Annotated in this window: 15 protein-coding genes; 6 read left to right on the forward strand and 9 right to left on the reverse strand. The window is 71.8% G+C overall.

The annotated features are described in order from the left end of the window. Positions 1 to 43 precede the first annotated feature (43 nt). The 9 genes from deoA to BMY19_RS20525 all read right to left on the reverse strand — a co-directional run bounded on the left by deoA (position 44) and on the right by BMY19_RS20525 (position 8,731). Positions 44 to 1,342, reverse strand: coding sequence for a thymidine phosphorylase (deoA, locus tag BMY19_RS20485; protein ID WP_100252773.1), 1,299 nt, complete (start codon positions 1,340 to 1,342; stop codon positions 44 to 46). Between the two features lie 2 nt (positions 1,343 to 1,344). Next, complete coding sequence (deoC, locus tag BMY19_RS20490; RefSeq protein ID WP_100252774.1) at positions 1,345 to 2,076, reverse strand: deoxyribose-phosphate aldolase; 732 nt, start codon at positions 2,074 to 2,076, stop codon at positions 1,345 to 1,347. Then, a complete protein-coding gene (locus BMY19_RS20495; RefSeq protein WP_100252775.1) occupies positions 2,069 to 2,893 on the reverse strand; it encodes a purine-nucleoside phosphorylase in 825 nt (274 codons plus the stop codon). The genes deoC and BMY19_RS20495 overlap by 8 nt, the downstream gene beginning before the upstream one ends. Next, on the reverse strand, positions 2,886 to 3,326 hold the full coding sequence (locus tag BMY19_RS20500; RefSeq protein WP_020093835.1) for a cytidine deaminase: 441 nt from the start codon (positions 3,324 to 3,326) through the stop codon (positions 2,886 to 2,888). The genes BMY19_RS20495 and BMY19_RS20500 overlap by 8 nt, the downstream gene beginning before the upstream one ends. 64 nt (positions 3,327 to 3,390) lie before the next feature. Then, positions 3,391 to 4,158: an anti-sigma factor gene (locus BMY19_RS20505; RefSeq protein ID WP_026605029.1), complete on the reverse strand. Its 768-nt coding sequence runs from the start codon at positions 4,156 to 4,158 to the stop codon at positions 3,391 to 3,393. Between the two features lie 101 nt (positions 4,159 to 4,259). After that, positions 4,260 to 4,895, reverse strand: a complete 636-nt coding sequence (locus tag BMY19_RS20510) for a sigma-70 family RNA polymerase sigma factor (protein WP_100252776.1) — start codon at positions 4,893 to 4,895, stop codon at positions 4,260 to 4,262. A gap of 55 nt (positions 4,896 to 4,950) precedes the next feature. Further along, positions 4,951 to 5,517 carry a glutathione peroxidase gene (locus BMY19_RS20515; RefSeq protein ID WP_100252777.1) on the reverse strand — a complete coding sequence of 189 codons (567 nt, stop codon included), beginning with the start codon at positions 5,515 to 5,517 and terminating at the stop codon, positions 4,951 to 4,953. Between the two features lie 148 nt (positions 5,518 to 5,665). Further along, positions 5,666 to 7,357, reverse strand: a complete 1,692-nt coding sequence (locus BMY19_RS20520; protein WP_170863011.1) for a methyl-accepting chemotaxis protein — start codon at positions 7,355 to 7,357, stop codon at positions 5,666 to 5,668. A 246-nt stretch (positions 7,358 to 7,603) separates the two neighbouring features. Then, positions 7,604 to 8,731 carry a patatin-like phospholipase family protein gene (locus BMY19_RS20525; protein ID WP_056523645.1) on the reverse strand — a complete coding sequence of 376 codons (1,128 nt, stop codon included), beginning with the start codon at positions 8,729 to 8,731 and terminating at the stop codon, positions 7,604 to 7,606. Positions 8,732 to 9,115: 384 nt separating this feature from the next. Between BMY19_RS20525 and ispG the strand changes: the two genes are divergently transcribed. The 6 genes from ispG (at position 9,116) to BMY19_RS20555 (ending at position 16,754) form a co-directional block, all read left to right on the forward strand. Continuing rightward, positions 9,116 to 10,441, forward strand: a complete 1,326-nt coding sequence (gene ispG / locus BMY19_RS20530; protein ID WP_026605032.1) for a flavodoxin-dependent (E)-4-hydroxy-3-methylbut-2-enyl-diphosphate synthase — start codon at positions 9,116 to 9,118, stop codon at positions 10,439 to 10,441. A gap of 312 nt (positions 10,442 to 10,753) precedes the next feature. Further along, a complete protein-coding gene (locus tag BMY19_RS20535; RefSeq protein ID WP_056523636.1) occupies positions 10,754 to 12,772 on the forward strand; it encodes a potassium transporter Kup in 2,019 nt (672 codons plus the stop codon). 63 nt (positions 12,773 to 12,835) lie between these two features. Further along, the gene (locus BMY19_RS20540) at positions 12,836 to 13,081 is read left to right on the forward strand and encodes a type II toxin-antitoxin system VapB family antitoxin (protein WP_091681826.1); all 246 of its coding nucleotides are present in this window, start codon (positions 12,836 to 12,838) and stop codon (positions 13,079 to 13,081) included. Next, positions 13,081 to 13,485: a type II toxin-antitoxin system VapC family toxin gene (locus BMY19_RS20545; protein WP_100252778.1), complete on the forward strand. Its 405-nt coding sequence runs from the start codon at positions 13,081 to 13,083 to the stop codon at positions 13,483 to 13,485. Before BMY19_RS20540 ends, BMY19_RS20545 begins: the two co-directional genes overlap by 1 nt. A 462-nt stretch (positions 13,486 to 13,947) precedes the next feature. Beyond that, on the forward strand, positions 13,948 to 14,427 hold the full coding sequence (locus tag BMY19_RS20550; protein WP_100252779.1) for a (2Fe-2S)-binding protein: 480 nt from the start codon (positions 13,948 to 13,950) through the stop codon (positions 14,425 to 14,427). Continuing rightward, complete coding sequence (locus BMY19_RS20555; RefSeq protein ID WP_100252780.1) at positions 14,424 to 16,754, forward strand: xanthine dehydrogenase family protein molybdopterin-binding subunit; 2,331 nt, start codon at positions 14,424 to 14,426, stop codon at positions 16,752 to 16,754. Before BMY19_RS20550 ends, BMY19_RS20555 begins: the two co-directional genes overlap by 4 nt. Positions 16,755 to 16,777: the final 23 nt, after the last annotated feature.

The raw sequence follows: 16,777 nt of genomic DNA on the forward strand, positions 1-16,777 counted from the left end.
CCGCCGCGCCCGGCCACGGCTCCGTGATGGCCGGGCGCGCCCGCTAGCCGGCGCCCACCCGCTCGAGGACGGGCGGGCGCTCCGGCGGCGCGTCGCCCATCCGGTAGGCCGCCCGCAGCGCGGCCTCCGCCCGGTCCGCGGCGGCCTCGTCGGCCGCGTGGACGATCCCGAGCAGCCCGCCGGACGATCCGGGACCGGCAAGATCCGTGAAGCCGACCCGCGGGTCGACCGGATCCTCAGGCCGCGTGCGGCCGCCGCCCAGTCCGATCACCGCCAGGCCCAGCGCCCGCGTCGCGATCCCCGCGACGGTCCCGTCCTGACGGACCGCCCGGCGCACCGGCGCGGCGGGCAGATGCGCCTCCGGCCGCTCGAGGAGATCGCCCGGTCCGCCGAGCGCCGCGACCATGCGGCCGAAGCCCTCGGCCGCCCGCCCCGAGGCGAGGGCCTGCTCCAGCCGCTCCGCGGCGCTGTCGCGGTCCGGCGCCAGGCCGCCCACGACCAGCATCTCGGCGCCCAGCGCCACCGTGACCGCGTGGAAGCGCGGCTCGCGGCGCGCGCCCGTCAGGTAGTCGAGCGCGTAGGCGACCTCGACGGCGTTGCCGGCCGCGCTGGCGAGCGGCGCGTCCATGTCGGTGATCAGCGCGGCGGTGTGCAGGCCGGCCCCCTCCGCAACCGTGACGATGCTCTGGGCCAGCGCCCGCGCCTCGGGCACGCCCGCCATGAAGGCGCCAGAGCCCTGCTTCACGTCCATCACGAGCCCGTCGAGCCCGGCGGCGAGCTTCTTCGACAGGATCGAGGCGGTGATCAGGTCGCGGGACTCGACCGTGCCGGTGACGTCGCGGATCGCGTAGAGGCGCCGGTCCGCGGGCGCGAGTTCGGCGGTCTGGCCGATGATGGCGCAGCCGACCTCCGCGACGACCCGGCGGAACGCGTCGAGCCCGGGCGTGGCGTCGTAGCCCGGGATGCTGCCGAGCTTGTCCAGCGTCCCGCCGGTATGGCCGAGGCCGCGCCCCGAGATCATCGGAACGTAGCCGCCGCAGGCCGCGACCATCGGAGCGAGCGGCAGGCTCACCGCGTCGCCGATGCCGCCGGTGGAGTGCTTGTCGAGGACGGGCCCGGGCAGGTCCCAGGCGAGGATCCGGCCCGATTCCGCCATCGCGCGGGTGAGCGCCACCCGCTCCGGCAGCGACAGGCCGCGGAAGAACACCGCCATGGCGAAGGCCGCCGCCTGCCCCTCCCCGACCGTGCCGTCGGTGAGGCCGCGGATGAAGGCCCCGATCTCGTCCGGATCGAGGGGCTGGCCGTCGCGCTTGGTCCGGATCGTCTCCTGAGGCAGCCGCACGCTCACAGCGTCCGCGCCCGCATCAAGGTCTCGAACAGGCTGCTCGCCCCGAGCCGGAAGGTTCTCGGGCTCACCCAGCCGGGGCCCATGACCCGGTCGGCAAGGTCGAGGTAGGTGGCGGCGTCGGCGACACTGCGCAGGCCGCCGGAGACCTTCAGGCCCGCGGGGCGGCCGCTGGCGCGGATCTCGGCCAGCATCGCCTCGGCGGCCTCCGGGGTCGCCGAGACCGGGCTCTTGCCCGTGGAGGTCTTCAGGAAGTCGGCGCCCCCCTCCAGGGCGATCCGGCCGGCCTCCCGGATCCACCGGGGATCGGCGAGTTCGCCCGTCTCCAGGATCACCTTGAGGGTCGCGGACCCGCAGGTGTCGCGCACGGCCTCGACCATGTCGCGGGCGACCGCCGCCTCGCCCCGCAGCAGCGCGCCGTAGGGCAGGACGAGGTCGATCTCGTCGGCGCCGTCGCGCAGCGCCTCGGCGGTGTCGTCGGTGGCGCGGGTGCAGTCCTCGCCGCCCGCGGGGAAGTTGATCACCGTGGCGATCCGGATCGCGGTGCCCGCGAGCGCCCGCGCGCCCTGCGCGACGAAGCGCGGCCAGACGCAGATCGCCGCGACGCCGCCGCGCTTCGCGTCCCGGCAGAGGACGTCGATCCGGGTCTCGGTGCAGGTCTCGCCGAGATCGGTGAGGTCGAGGAGCGGCAGGGCCCGGCGGGCGACCGCGCCGGCTTCGGGGTCAGTCATCGGCTGTCTCTCCGTCGGGCAGGCCGGCCACGAACGCCCGGACCAGGCGGCCGAGATCCTCCGCGGCCCGGGCCGCGACTTCCTTCGTCTCCGCGTGGTGCGGCGCGCCGCCGGCGATGCCGGCCGCGAGGTTCGTCACCACCGAGACCGCCGCCACCGGCAGGTCGAGGAACCGGGCGAGGATCACCTCCGGCACGGTGGACATGCCCACGAGGTCGGCGCCCAGGATGCCGGCCATCCGCACCTCCGCGGGCGTCTCGAAGCTCGGGCCCGAGAACCAGGCGTAGACCCCCTCCCCCAGGGGCACGCCGCAGGTCTCGGCCGCCGCGCGGAGCCGCGCCCGCAGATGCGGGTCGTAGGCCTCGGTCATCGGCACGAACCGGGCGTCGCTGGCCTCGCCGATCAGCGGGTTCAGGCCGGAGAGGTTGATGTGGTCGGCGAGCAGCACGAGGCTGCCGGGCCCGGTCCCGGGCCGCAGCGATCCGGAGGCGTTGGTGAGGAGGAGGCGCCGGGCGCCGAGGTGCCGGGCGCAGGCGAGCGGCACCCGCATCGCCGCCGGATCGCCGCGCTCGTAGGCGTGGGCCCGCCCCTCGAAGATCAGGACCGGCCGCCCCGCGAGGCGGCCGCGGTGCAGGAGGCCGCCGTGGCCGCTGACGCCGGGCCCCGGAAATCCGGGGATCGCCGCGTAGTCGACGGCGCTCGCGTCCGTGAGGGCCGCCGCGATCCCGCCGAGGCCGGTGCCGGTCACCACCGCGCAGGCGTAGGGACCCGCGAAGCCGGCGGCGCGCAGGGCGTCGCGGGCGGCCGCCTCACTCACCGAGCGTCTCCGGGCCGAAGGATTCCGGCAGCAGCTCCGCCAGCGTGAAGGTGCGGGCGACCCCGCCCGGACCGGCGGCGTGTATCGGGGTGTCCGGCCGGGCGAATTCGCGGATGCGCTGGCGGCAGGCGCCGCAGGGCGTCACCAAGCCGTTGCCGTCGCCGCAGACCAGGATCGCCGCGATGCGCCGGCCGCCGGCCGCCACCATGGCGGCGATCGCCCCGGCCTCCGCGCAGGTTCCGACCGGGTAGGCGGCGTTCTCGACGTTGCAGCCGGCGTGAATCGCGCCGCGCTCGTCGCGCAGCGCGGCCCCGACGGGGAAGCGGGAATAGGGCGCGTGCGCGTGCGCGCGCACCGCGCGCGCCGCCTCGAACAGGGCTGCGAGCCCGTCATCGTCCCGTGCTGGGTCCCGTGCTGGATCCGCGGCCTGCATGGCCGATCTTTGGCACCCGCCGGGGCGCCCTGTCGAGGCCCCGGGCCGGAGTCCGGCGCGGCGCTCAGCGGGTCGCCGGACCGGCGCCGAGGAGACTCGCCGCCTGACGCAGGTCCGCGTCGCTGCGCGGGCCGCTCAGGGCGTAGGCGGTGTCGCCCGCGTTCCACGAGACGACGTCGCCGTCGTCCGAGCCGGTGATGAGCGTCGTCGGTCCGCCGCGGATGCCGCGGGTGGCGAACAGCGACGCCTCGCCGAAGCGCTCGGTCTCGAGGGCGACCTCGATCCCGGTGCCGTGCCGGGCGGGGAAGACCTGGATGTCGCGCACCCGCCAGCCGTCGGGCAGGGCCGGCAGGTCGATGCCGGTCGCCGAGCGGAGGCGCGCCCGGTCGTAGACCGGATCGTCGGCCTGGCCACCGATGCTCTTGCGCAGCTGCGCCACGACCCGGGCCTGCCGCGCATCTGCGATCAGGGCCGGATCCGGGGTCGCCGCCAGGGTGTCGGGAACGCCGAAGCGGCCGATCTCGTCGTGGGCCAGCCAGCCCGCGCCCACGAGCACCGCGATCGCGGCGGCCCGCTTCAGGCGCGAGGCGACGCGGCGCCAGCGCAGGTTCCGGTCGAAGCGGCGCGCCAGGACCATGTTCCGGTCCGGCCCGGGCCCCGGAACGCGCTCGAAGCAGGCCCTAAGAGCGTCGCGATCGTGCATCTCAGCCATCACCCGGGCCGCGGCCTCGGGATTGGCCGCGAGGTGCGCCTCGACGTCGAGACGGCGCATTGGGTCGATCTGGCCGTCGACGAAGGCGATGAGATCGTCGTCTGTGATCGGATCGATCATCGTGAAGTCCTCGAATCCAGCGTGCCCGGAGGCGATCCGCCGGTCGCAATCGTCAGTCGGCACCGGCGCCCGCGGGTGCCGGTCCTTCATCAGCTCCGTGTTCAGCTCTCTCCGACGGCGCGTCGCAGAGGCCAGGCGGACCTTTCCCGCGGCTCGTCGGACACGACGAGCCGGAGGGTGGAGGGCGGTCCGCGCCGCGTCTCGGGTGTCTTGGCAGTCTCCGCCTCGTCGGAGCCGCGGTCGGTCCGCGTCCCCTCCTCGAAGGCCCGCAGGGCCGCCCGGCCGCGGCCGAGACGGGACATCAGCGTGCCGATCGGGATGCCGAGGACCGCCGCCGCGTCGGCGTAGGCCATGCCTTCCAGGGTAACGAGGTGAAGCGCGGCGCGCTGCTCCTCCGGCAGCTTGAGGAAGGCCTGCCGGATCTGGGCGAGGCGCACCTGACCCTCCTGGGCCGGCGGCGCCATGTCCTCGCTCATCCGCACCAGCGTGTCGGCGTGCCGCGCCTCGACCTGCCGGCGGCGCTGCTCGTCGATGAAGGCGTTGTGCAGCACCGTCATCATCCAGGTGCGCAGATTGGTGTTCGGCCGGAGCGAGCCCTGCATCTCCAGGGCTCGCACCAGCGTGTCGTGCACGAGGTCGTCGGCCCGCAGCGTGTCGCGGGTGAGCGACCGCGCGTAGCGCCGCAGGGGCACCAGCAGGCCGAGGAGGTCCGCGCGCTTGTTCTTGTCCGATGCCATGATGTGTGAACGCGGGGCCCGCGCGTTTAATCCCGCCCCCGGCCCGGCGTCGCCGTCAGGCCTGGTCGAGGGTGGCGGCGATCCCCGAGATCACCCGCGGATCGGTCGGCTCGACCTGCGTGGCGAAGGCCGCCGCGAGGGTGCCGTCGCGGGCGATCAGGTACTTGTGGAAGTTCCAGCGCGGCGTCTCGGCGGGGCGCTCGGCCGCCGCCCAGCGGTAGAACGGGTGGGCGCCCGGCATCTTCACCCGGGTCTTGGCCGTGAGCGGGAAAGTGACGCCGTGATTCCTCCGCGCCGCCTCCGCGATGGCCGGGCCGTCCAGGGGTTCCTGGTTGCCGAAATCCGGCGACGGGACGCCCAGCACGATGAGCCCGCGATCGCCGAACCGCGTCCAGAGCGTCTGCAGCCCGGTGAGCTGCCCGGCATAGCCGCACGCTGTCGCGGTGTTGACCACGAGAATCGGCTTCCCCGCGTAGGCGGAGAGCGGCATCAGCGCGGCCTCCGGGGTCTCGAAGGCGAAATCCGTGGCCCGCGCGGTGCCGGCGGGCTGCTCCGCGGCGCGGGCGCCGCCGGCGAGACCGGCACCGATCAGGATCAGGGCCTCGCGGCGCAGCAGCGTCATGGCGGTGACCTCTTCGCGACCTCGTCGCGCCACTGAGCGCGCAATTTTCCGCGCGGCAACGCGCCCGACCCGCCACGGTTTCATGCGCCGCGACGGTCGTTTCGACGCAGGCTCGACCGCCGGCGGATCGGAAGGCCGGCGGGCGGCCTCAACCGGTCCGGACCGTGTCGAGGAAGCGGCCCACTTCCGCGTCGAGCTGTTGAGCCTGCCCCAGCAGCCCGGACGCCGCCTCGAGCACCTGTGCGGCGGCGCTCCCGGCCTCCTCCGCCGAACGGGCCACGGCCGCGATGTTGTTGGTGACGGCTCCGGTCCCGAGTGCCGCCTGCCCGACGTTCCGGACGATCTCCTGAGTCGCCGAACCCTGCTCCTCGACCGCCGCGGCAATCCCGCTCGACACTGCACTGATCTCGTTGATGCGGCTGACGACCCGCGTGATCGCGTCGGAGGCGTCCCCGGTCCAGGACTGGATCTCGCCGACCTGTCGGGCGACCTCGTCGGTGGCTCTCGCCGTCTGCTCGGCCAGTTCCTTGACCTCGCTCGCGACCACCGCGAAGCCGCGACCCGCCGCGCCGGCGCGGGCCGCCTCGATCGTGGCGTTGAGGGCCAGCAGGTTGGTCTGGCCGGCGATGCCCGAGATGAGGCCGACCACATCGCCGATCCGCGTCGCGCTCTCCCGCAGGCTGCGCATCAGGTCCGCGGATCGTCCGGCCTCAGCGACGGCCGTGTCGGCGAAGTCGGCCGCCGTCTGCACCTGACGGCCGATCTCGTGAATGGTCGTGCCGAGTTCCTCGGCGGCGGCGGCCACCGTGCTGACATTCGTGGCCGCCTGCTCGGCCGCCGCCGCGACCGTCGTCGACTGGTCGGCCGTCTCGGCCGCGGCGAAGCTCATGCGCGCGGCCGTGGATTCGAGTTCGCTCGCCGCCGACGAGACGGCCCGCACCACGCCGCCGACCGCCGCCTGGAAGCCGTCGGCCATCTCGACCATCGCGGCCTTGCGTTGCGCATCGAGGGCGGCACGGGCCTGCGCAGCCTCGGCTTCGAGGGTCGCGGCTCGGACGAGGCCGTCGCGGAAGACTCGGACCGCATCGGCCATGGCACCGATCTCGTCACCGCGGCCGACTCCGGGCACTTCGGTCCGGAGATCGTTCGCCGCCATCCGGGTCATCGCGGCCGTGATGGCGCGGACCGGCTTGGCGATGCCGATCTGCAGGAGCGCCAGACCGATCAGCCCGATGCCGGCCATCAGGCCGAGGCCGATCAGGCTCGCCGAACGCGTCGCCGCGATGGCCGTCGCCGCGGCCTGAGCCCGGCCGTTCATCAGCGCGCGCTCCGTGTCGGCGATCTCGGCCGTCTTGGCGCGGATCTCGTCCATGATCGCCTTGCCGACGCCCGAGATCATGATCCGGCGCGCCTCTTCCCGCGTCGCGGCATCGCGCATCAGGGCGATCTCGCGATCCGCGAACGCGCTGCCCCAGCGATCAGCCAGGGACTTCAGGTCCGTCAAGCGTGCCTGCTGCGCGGGGTTGTCCGCCACCAGCCGCCGCATCTCCGACCAGGCCGCCGCGAAGGCCTCACGTCCGGCCGTCTCGGGCTCGAGGAAGCGCGGCTCCGCGGCGATCAGGTAGCCGCGCAGGCCGGTCTCCCGATTCACCATCGCGAGGCTCATCCGCTCGACCTGTTCCAGCACCGCCTGCGTGTGCTCGATCCGGTCCTGAGCTTCCCGGATGTCACCGATGTTCCGCAAGGTTATGCCGGCCACGACCAATGTAACGATGAGCATCGCGCCCATGACAAGGGCGATCTTGATGCTGATCCTGTAGTCAGACATACGAAATGACATGTCTCGGGCTCTCCCCGCGGTGAGTGAGTCGCCGCCTCATCAACCGCGCTCTGCCCGTAGACGCTTCATCGTCGCTTATAAAGAGAAATTTTTATTAGCTCAAAGTCAGACCAAGATCCATCTACGCAAACTCCTTTCCTTCCACCGAACGTCAGGCCGATAATCTGCCAGATCTGATAATCTTTGACAGACCTCGACAGGAAAATGTCTTGAGATCAATTATCCGTACGCGGCCCGAAGGGCCCATCACTGATACGCCTGCTGAAGGTCGACCGTGCAATCCCGGCCGATCCGCTCGTAGTTCTCGGCGAGCCAGGCCTGCGCGGCGGCGCGGCCCTTGTCGCGCAGGCGCTTGAACACGGTCCAGCGCGCGTCGAGCTTGGAGGCGGCGTTGTAGTCCTCGAGGGCGTCGGTGCCGTCGATCCGGTGCACGAGGACCCGGCGGTACTGGCCCTGGCCGAGGGTGCCCTCCTCGATCAGCCCGTCGAGGAAGTCGATCGCCCGCAATTCGCGCATCAGATTCGCGTTGAACGTGATCTCGTTGAGCCGGTCGCGGATCTCGGCCTCCGTGCGCGGGGTCTCGCGCCGCTCCACGGGGTTGATCTGCACGAGCAGGATGTCGCGGGTCTGGGCGCCGCGGTGCAGGGGGTAGAGCGGCGGGTTGCCGAGGTAGCCGCCGTCCCAGTAGGGCACGCCGTCGATCTCCACCGCCTGGAAGACCGTGGGTAGGCAGGCCGAGGCCATCAGGTGGTCGACGGTCAGGCGCTCGCGCTCGAACACCGCCAGCTTGCCGGTCCAGACGTTGGTCGCCGAGACGAACAGGCCCGCCGTGTCGGCCTCGCGGAGGCGGTCGAAATCGACCTGCTCGGCGAGCGCCTTGCGCAGCGGATTGATGTTGAGCGGGTTCGACACGTAGGGGCTCGGCGCCAGCATCTTGGCCCAGAACTCGGCCACCGGGTTGCCTTTCCACAGGCTGAACAGGCCGCTCACGAGGTTGCGCTGGGCCGGCCCCAGGTCGCCGTCGAGGCTGACCTCGCGCCAGAACCGCTCCAGACCCTCGCGGGCCCCGTCCGGGCCGCCCTTCAGCCAGCCATCCACCAGAACGACGGCGTTCATCGCCCCGGCGCTCGCCCCCGTCACCGCCTCGAAGCCGAGGCGGCCGTCCTCGATGAGAGCGTCGAGCACGCCCCAGGTGAAGGCGCCGTGCGCGCCGCCGCCCTGGAGAGCGAGCGCCACCGGCTTCTCGAACTTGGGCCCGGCGAGCGCGGGGCCCGGCGCCTGCGCCGGCTGCGCCTCGATCGCGTCGGTGACGGGCGATTCGGGAACGGCGGTGGCGGGGTTGTGCGGCTCGGCGCCACCGAATTGCTCGCTCATGTCGGCCTCCTGATCCACCACACAGATGGGATGCTGCGATGCAGCATCAACCGTGCGACGGGATCGCGGCGGGGTGCCCGCCCCGCGCCGGCACCTGTCCCGGCCTGAGCGAATCGGCAACAGAGTCCGACGAAAACCGGCCGGCGACGGCGGCGGGTGCCTCCGGGACGTGCAGGAAACTCGACATCCGCGCCCGGATACGACATGACAGCCGCGATGCTGTCCTGCGCGATGCTGTCCCGCGCGGCGCCGGGTTGACGCGGCGCCGGGTCGTCCGCAGCTAACCCGCGGCAGCCCCGAAGTTCCGGCGAGGCGTGTCCCCGGGACCGGCCCGGCAGCCGTCACGGCTCCGGCACCCGCGAGGCGCGCCCGCGAAAGTCCACGATGGAAGTCATGGAAGCCACCCGTTCCGAGAACCCCGCCGACAACCCGCTGGCCGGCGGCGGACCGGAGATCGCCGGCCCCGCCCCGCGCCACCGCACCGTCGGCGTCACGGTCGGCGAGGGCGAGGGCGCGGTCACCGTCGGCGGCGGCGCCCCGATCGTCGTCCAGTCGATGACCAACACCGACACGGCCGACATCGACGCCACCGTGGCGCAGGTCGCCCAGCTCGCCCGGGTCGGCTCGGAGCTCGTGCGCATCACGGTCGACCGCGACGAGGCGGCGGCCGCAGTGCCGAAGATCCGCGAGCGCCTCGACCGGATCGGCGTCCACGTGCCGCTGGTGGGCGACTTTCACTACATCGGCCACAAGCTGCTCGCCGACCATCCGGCCTGCGCGGAGGCGCTGGCCAAGTACCGGATCAACCCCGGCAACGTCGGCTTCAAGGACAAGAAGGACACGCAGTTCTCGGCGATCATCGAGCAGGCGATCAAGCACAACAAGACCGTGCGGATCGGCGCCAACTGGGGCTCGCTGGACGGCGAGCTGCTCACTCACCTGATGGACGAGAACGCCAAGGCGCCGCGGCCGATCGACGCCCGGGCGGTGATGCGCGAGGCGATGGTCCGCTCGGCGATCAGCTCGGCCGACCGCGCCGTGGAGCTCGGCCTGCCGCAGAACAAGATCATCCTCTCGGCCAAGGTCTCGGCGGTGCAGGACCTGATCGCCGTCTACCGCGAGGTGGCGCGCCGCTCGGACTACGCCATCCATCTCGGCCTCACCGAGGCCGGCATGGGCTCGAAGGGTCTCGTGGCCGCCTCGGCCGCCATCGGCGTGCTGCTCCAGGAGGGGATCGGCGACACGATCCGGTACTCGCTGACCCCCGAGCCCGGCGGCGACCGGACCGTCGAGGTCAAGGCCAGCCAGGAACTCCTGCAGACCATGGGGTTCCGCACCTTCGTGCCGATGGTGGCGGCCTGCCCGGGCTGCGGCCGCACGACCTCGACCACGTTCCAGGAACTCGCCCGCGACATCCAGAACTGGATCGTCACCTCCATGCCGGAGTGGAAGAAGACCTATCCGGGCGTCGAGGGGCTGAACGTGGCCGTGATGGGCTGCATCGTGAACGGCCCGGGCGAATCGAAGCACGCCGATATCGGCATCTCGCTGCCCGGCACCGGCGAGACCCCGACCGCGCCGGTCTTCATCGACGGCAAGAAGGCGATGACGCTCCGCGGCCCGACGCTGGCCAAGGACTTCGAGACGATCGTGATCGACTACATCGAGCGCCGATTCGGCCAGGGCGGGAACCGCACCGCCGCCGAGTGACGGGCGGGCCGACGCGCAGGTCCCGCGAGACGGAGACCGCGTCGCCTCCCACCGTCGCTCCGGGGCGCCGCGCGTCCGGTTAACGTTGGCGGCGTGGCCCGCCGTGCCGAGACCCAGCTCCGCGTTCTTCGCGGGTGCACACGGTTTCCGGGCGCACGAGGGCATGATAGCAAGGCCGCACGATCCCGCGAGCGGTCGGCCCGGTGGCCGGCCCGCACGGTTCGGCGGAGTCTTCGCGTTTTCTGCCCGGCCCCGACTGGCCCCTGAGCCGAACCGCGAAGCGCCGGCCACGCCCGAGCTTCCGACATCCGCATGAGCCAAACCTTCGCACCCGGCGTAGCCCCCCAGCCCGCGCCCGCAGCCCCCGACGCCGCGCGCGCGGCCGCCCAGGCCGCTGACGAGACCGGCGCCCCGGCGCCGACGCACGGGCCGGCCACCGCCGGCAGCCTCGACGCCCCCGAGAAGGCCGAGACCCAGCACGGCCATGCCGGGTTCTGGACGCTGCTGGTCGGCTCCGTCGGCGTCGTCTACGGCGATATCGGCACCAGCCCGCTCTACGCGTTCCGCGAAGCGCTGGTCCCGGCCCGGACCGACGGCATCCTGCTGCCCGAAGAGGTGATCGGCACCGTGTCGCTGATCCTCTGGGCCCTCTTCATGATCGTGACGGTCAAGTACGTCGCGATCCTGCTGCGCATGGACAACAACGGCGAGGGCGGCATCCTCTCGCTGATGGCGCTGGCCCGGAAGGCGCTCGGCGGCTCGCGCATCGTGTTCATGCTGGGGCTCCTCGGCGCCTCGCTGTTCTACGGCGACGCGGTGATCACGCCGGCGATCTCGGTCCTCTCGGCGGTGGAGGGCCTGAAGCTCGTCACGCCCGCCCTCGACGAGTACGTCCTGCCGATCACCGTGGTGATCATCGTCGCGCTGTTCCTCGTGCAGAACCGCGGGACCGGGAAGGTGGCGGCCTTCTTCGGGCCGGTGACCGTCGTGTGGTTCCTCGCCATGGCGCTCGCGGCGCTGCCGCACATCACCCTGCACCCGGAGGTGTTCCGCGCGCTCAATCCCTGGCACGCCGTGCACTACCTGCTCGGCCACGGCAGCGGCGCGCTGATCGCCCTGGGGGCGGTGTTCCTGGCGGTGACCGGGGCCGAGGCCCTGTTCGCCGATCTCGGCCATTTCGGCCGCAAGCCGATCCAGGTGGCCTGGATCTGCCTCGTCTTCCCGGCGCTCGCCCTCAACTATCTCGGGCAGGCGGCCCTGGTGCTGGAAAAGCCCGACACGGCCGATCCGTTCTTCCAGCTCGTGCCCGCCTGGGGCCTGCTGCCGATGGTGGTGCTCGCCACGATCGCGACCGTGGTGGCGAGCCAGGCGGTGATCACCGGCGCCTTCTCGCTGTCCCGGCAGGCGATCCAGCTCGGCCTGCTGCCGCGGCTGGAGATCCGCCACACCTCCGAGTCGCATGCCGGCCAGATCTACCTGCCGCAGATCAACGCCCTCCTGATGTTCGGCGTCGTGCTGCTCGCCGTGCTGTTCAAGACCTCGTCGTCGCTGGCCTCGGCCTACGGCATCGCGGTGACCGGCACGATGCTGCTCACCGCCTCGCTGACCTTCCTGGTGATGTGGCGCATGTGGAAGTGGTCGCCCGTGGCGGCCGCGGCCGTGATGCTGCCCTTCATCGTCCTCGAGTTCCTGTTCCTGCTCTCCAACCTGATCAAGGTCGTGGAGGGCGGCTACGTACCCCTGCTGCTCGCGGGCGGCCTCATCATCCTGATGTGGACCTGGGTCCGCGGGGTGACGATCCTGTTCAACAAGACCCGCAAGACCGACGTGCCGCTGGTCGAGCTGGTCGGCATGCTGGAGAAGAGCCCGCCCCACCACGTGCGCGGCACCGCGGTGTTCCTGACGAGCGATCCCGAGATCGCCCCGGCGGCGCTCCTGCACAACCTCAAGCACAACAAGGTGCTGCACGAGAAGAACGTGATCCTCACCGTCGAGACGGTGGACACGCCGCGCTCGAACGAGGCCGACAAGGTGCGGATCGAGCCGGTGGGCCCGCATTTCTACAAGGTCGTGATGAAGTTCGGCTATATGGAGACGCCGAACATCCCGAAGACGCTGGTGCTGCTGCGCCGCCAGGGCTTCAAGTTCGACATCATGGCGACGTCGTTCTTCCTGTCGCGCCGCTCGATCCGGCCGGCGGCGCATTCCGGCATGCCGCTCTGGCAGGACCGGATCTTCATCACCCTCGCCAAGAACGCCAACGACGCGACGGACTTCTTCCAGATCCCGACCGGGCGCGTGGTGGAGGTCGGGACGCAGGTGACGGTCTGAGGGCCGCACGCTGGTGTAGACCGGCGGAAGGGCTTATCTACATCATGCCCGAGGGCCGACCGCATGCCGATCAACGTCAACAATCCCGAGGCCGACGCGCTGACACGCCGGTTCGCCGCCCTGGCGGGAGTCGGCATCACCGAGGCGATCGTCATCGCCATGCGTGAGGCGATCGAGCGCCGCCACCGGGAGGAGTCCCCGCGGGAGACCGCCGCACGGGTGCGCCAGAAGCACGGGGTCGCGCTCAGCGAGACCGCCCGCGTGCCTCTCGCGCGGGACGCGTATGACGCGATGTGGGAAAGCGCCTGATGTTCGTGGATGCGTCCGCGATCGTGGCCCTGCTCGCCGACGAGCCCGAGGCCGAGCGGATCTCCACGGCGCTCGCCTCGGCACACCAAAGCAGAACGTCGCCCGTTGCCGTCCTCGAAACGGTGCTGGCCCTCGCGCGGCCCGACAAGTTCGACATGACGGTCGAGGCGGTCGGGCCGATCGTCCTCGAATTTCTCGAGGCCAGGGGCATCGAGATCTGCGACCTGCCGCCGGCCAGCGAGACGACGGCGCTCGCCCTGTCGGCCGCGCATCGATACCGGGCCGGCCGCCGCGGCCTCAACCTCGGCGATTGTCTCCACTACGCGGCGGCACGGTTCTACCGCACGCCGATCCTGGCCACGGCCGACGAGTTCCGCAGGACGGATCTAGAGACCGTGCCGTGACGGTCTGCGACCGACGTGCCTCGGTTGCATCCGGAATGGGTCAGTGCCAGGGGCTCTGAGTTGGACGCGAAACACCGTCCTCGCGAGCGAAACGCCTGAGGATCGACACGCTATGTCGGGGCGTAACGATGCGTTCGCGCTTCGAACCAACCGCGGCCACGGCGCGCGGCTGACCGGGCCGCCGGCCTGAATCGACCCGCCCGCGTCTCCGCATCGATGGTCGCCCATGTGCGCCGCCGCACGCGGCATGCCCGGGGCGCAGAGGCTCGGGGATGACCGGCCGCGTCCCCGCGTTGCGCCGACCCCGCCGCGTGCCTTAGAATATTTATTATTCTGAGCTTGAGCGTTCGCCCCGCGGCCTGTCCGCACCGGGGAACGTGAGCCGGCTAAGCCGGCCGAGGCCCCCGGCCCGGCTCGGACCCGACTGATCGCCGCTCCGGCGCCGCCAGACAGGACGCAACGATGATCAAACTCACCGTGAACGGGGCTGCGCGCGGCTTCGACGGCGACCCCGACATGCCGCTGCTGTGGTATCTGCGGGACGAGCTCGGGCTCACCGGCACCAAGTTCGGCTGCGGCGTGTCGCTCTGCGGGGCCTGCACCATCCATCTCGGCGGCGCGGCGACCCGCGCCTGCATTACGCCGGTCTCGGCGGCCGCCGGCCAGGAGGTCGTGACCATCGAGGGTCTGTCGCCGGACGGCAACCATCCCGTGCAGGTGGCGTGGCGCGACCAGAACGTCGCCCAGTGCGGCTTCTGCCAGTGCGGCCAGATCATGCAGGCGGCCGCCCTCCTCAAGGACACGCCGAAGCCCACCGACGACGACATCGACACCACGATGAGCGGCAACATCTGCCGCTGCGGCACCTACCCGCGCATCCGCGCCGCGATCCATCAGGCCGCCGGCCAGACGGCGCCCGCCAGCAAGGGAGAGCGCCTGTGATCCACGACGCCAAGCTCACCGCTGAGCACGCCGCCGGCACCACGCCGGCCCTCGACAACGTCAGCCGCCGCGGCATCCTCGGCGGCGCCGGCGCCCTGGTTCTGGCCCTCTCGCTGCGCCCGGCCCGGGCCGACGAGACCCAGACCAAGGAGCAGAAGGAGCAGAAGTTCGGCGCCGACGGCATGCCGCACGGCTGGCGCGACGACCCGAAGGTCTTCGTCGCCATCGCGCCGGACGGCACCGTCACGGTGACCAACCACCGCTCCGACATGGGCCAGGGCATCCGCACCTCTGTGGCCTTCACGGTCGCCGACGAGCTGGAGGCCGACTGGGCGAAGGTGAAGGTCGTCCAGGCCTGGGGCGACGAGAGCCGCTTCGGCAACCAGGACACGGACGGTTCGCGCTCGACCCGCCACTTCTTCCAGCACTTCCGCCACGCCGGCGCCGCCGCGCGGCTGATGCTGATCCAGGCCGCCGCCAAGCAGTGGGGCGTGCCTGCCTCCGAGGTTACGGCCGTCAACCACACCCTGACCCACGCCAAGTCGGGCCGCACCCTCGGCTACGGAGCGGTCGCCAAGGCCGCCGCCGAGCTGCCGGTGCCCACCGACGTCAAGCTGAAGGATCCCAAGGACTTCCGCTACATCGGCACCGGCAAGATCGGTCTGATCGACAATTTCGACATCACCACCGGCAAGGCGGTCTACGGCCTCGACACCAAGCTCGACGGGATGCTGTACGCGGTCGTCGCGCGCCCGGCCGTCTACGGCGGCACGGTGAAGTCCTTCGACGACAGCGAGGCCAAGAAGGTCCCGGGCGTCGTGAAGATCTTCAAGATCGACGCCACCCCGATCCCCTCGGAGTTCATGCCGCTCGGCGGCGTCGCCGTGGTGGCCAAGAACACCTGGGCGGCCCTGAAGGCCCGGGACGCGCTCAAGATCACCTGGGACGACGGCCCGAACGCCGGCTACGATACCGACGCGTTCCGCAAGGAGCTGGAGGCCGCCGCGCGCAAGCCCGGCAAGGTCGTGCGCACGCAGGGCGACGTCGACGGCGCCATGGCCAAGGCCAAGACCAAGGTCCAGGCCGAGTACTTCGTGCCGCACCTCGCCCAGGCCCCCATGGAGCCCCCGGCGGCGGTAGCCCGGGTGAAGGACGGGTTCTGCGAGGCCTGGGCCTGCGTCCAGGGTCCGCAGGCCGCCAACGACCGCCTGATGAAGGCGCTCAAGCTGCCCGACGACAAGGTCAAGGTGAACGTCACGCTGCTCGGCGGCGGGTTCGGGCGCAAGTCGAAGCCCGATTACGTGGTCGAGGCGGCGCTCTGCTCGCAGGCCGTCGACGGCGCGCCGGTGAAGCTCGCCTGGACCCGCGAGGACGACCTCCACCACGGCTTCTACCACACGATCTCGGTGGAGCGGCTGGAGGCCGGCCTCGACGACAAGGGCATGCCGGTGGCGTGGCTGCACCGCTCGGTGGCGCCGACGATCGGCTCGATCTTCGCGCCCGACCCGAAGCACGAGCTGCCGTTCGAGCTCGGGATGGGGCTGGTCAACACGCCGCTCGACATCCCGAACATGCGGCTGGAAAACCCCGAGGCCGCCGCGCATGCCCGCATCGGCTGGTTCCGCTCGGTGTCGAACATTCCGCACGCCTTCGCGATCCAGTCCTTCGTGTCGGAGCTGGCGCACGCCGCCGGCCGCGAGCCGAAGGAGTACCTGCTCGCGCTCATCGGACCCGATCGCAAGATCAGCCCGACCGAGATCGGCGACGTCTGGAACTACGGCGAGGACCCGAAGCGCTACCCGATCGAGACCGACCGCCTGCGCGGCGTGATCGAGGCGGCCGCCAAGGGCGCGGGCTGGGGTCGCCAGATGCCTAAGGGCACCGGCCTCGGCATCGCCGGCCACTACAGCTTCGTCACCTACACGGCGGTGGCGGCCGAGGTGGAGGTCGACGACAAGGGCCAGGTCCAGGTGAAGGCGATCGACATCGCGGTCGATTGCGGCCCGCAGGTCAACCCGGAGCGCATCCGCTCGCAGATGGAGGGCGCCGTGGTCATGGGGATGGGGCTCGCCCTCACCTCCGAGATCACCTTCAAGCAGGGCCGGGCGGTCCAGAACAACTTCGACGGCTACGAGGTCCTCCGGATCGACGCCGCCCCGAAGGCGGTCCGCGTGCACTTGGTGCCCAGCGGCCGCTGGGACGGTCCCCTCGGCGGCGTCGGCGAGCCCGGCGTGCCGCCGGTGGCGCCGGCCATCGCCAACGCGATCTTCGCGGCCACCGGCCGGCGGGTCCGGCAATTGCCGATCCGCGATCAGCTGAGCGCCTGAACCGTCACCCGTCGCGAGGCGTT

It is taken from the genome of Methylobacterium sp. UNC300MFChir4.1 (genome assembly GCF_900110155.1).
Taxonomy (GTDB): Bacteria; Pseudomonadota; Alphaproteobacteria; order Rhizobiales; family Beijerinckiaceae; genus Methylobacterium.

Bases quoted from the DNA above. Each gene is read 5' to 3' on its own strand.
- BMY19_RS20520 (WP_170863011.1), bottom strand. From the start codon at position 7,357: ATGTCATTTCGTATGTCTGACTACAGGATCAGCATCAAGATCGCCCTT.
- BMY19_RS20515 (WP_100252777.1), bottom strand. From the start codon at position 5,517: ATGACGCTGCTGCGCCGCGAGGCCCTGATCCTGATCGGTGCCGGTCTC.
- BMY19_RS20550 (WP_100252779.1), top strand. From the start codon at position 13,948: ATGATCAAACTCACCGTGAACGGGGCTGCGCGCGGCTTCGACGGCGAC.
- BMY19_RS20510 (WP_100252776.1), bottom strand. From the start codon at position 4,895: ATGGCATCGGACAAGAACAAGCGCGCGGACCTCCTCGGCCTGCTGGTG.
- ispG (WP_026605032.1), top strand. From the start codon at position 9,116: ATGGAAGTCATGGAAGCCACCCGTTCCGAGAACCCCGCCGACAACCCG.
- BMY19_RS20535 (WP_056523636.1), top strand. From the start codon at position 10,754: ATGAGCCAAACCTTCGCACCCGGCGTAGCCCCCCAGCCCGCGCCCGCA.
- BMY19_RS20545 (WP_100252778.1), top strand. From the start codon at position 13,081: ATGTTCGTGGATGCGTCCGCGATCGTGGCCCTGCTCGCCGACGAGCCC.
- BMY19_RS20505 (WP_026605029.1), bottom strand. From the start codon at position 4,158: ATGATCGATCCGATCACAGACGACGATCTCATCGCCTTCGTCGACGGC.
- BMY19_RS20525 (WP_056523645.1), bottom strand. From the start codon at position 8,731: ATGAGCGAGCAATTCGGTGGCGCCGAGCCGCACAACCCCGCCACCGCC.
- BMY19_RS20540 (WP_091681826.1), top strand. From the start codon at position 12,836: ATGCCGATCAACGTCAACAATCCCGAGGCCGACGCGCTGACACGCCGG.
- BMY19_RS20500 (WP_020093835.1), bottom strand. From the start codon at position 3,326: ATGCAGGCCGCGGATCCAGCACGGGACCCAGCACGGGACGATGACGGG.
- deoC (WP_100252774.1), bottom strand. From the start codon at position 2,076: ATGACTGACCCCGAAGCCGGCGCGGTCGCCCGCCGGGCCCTGCCGCTC.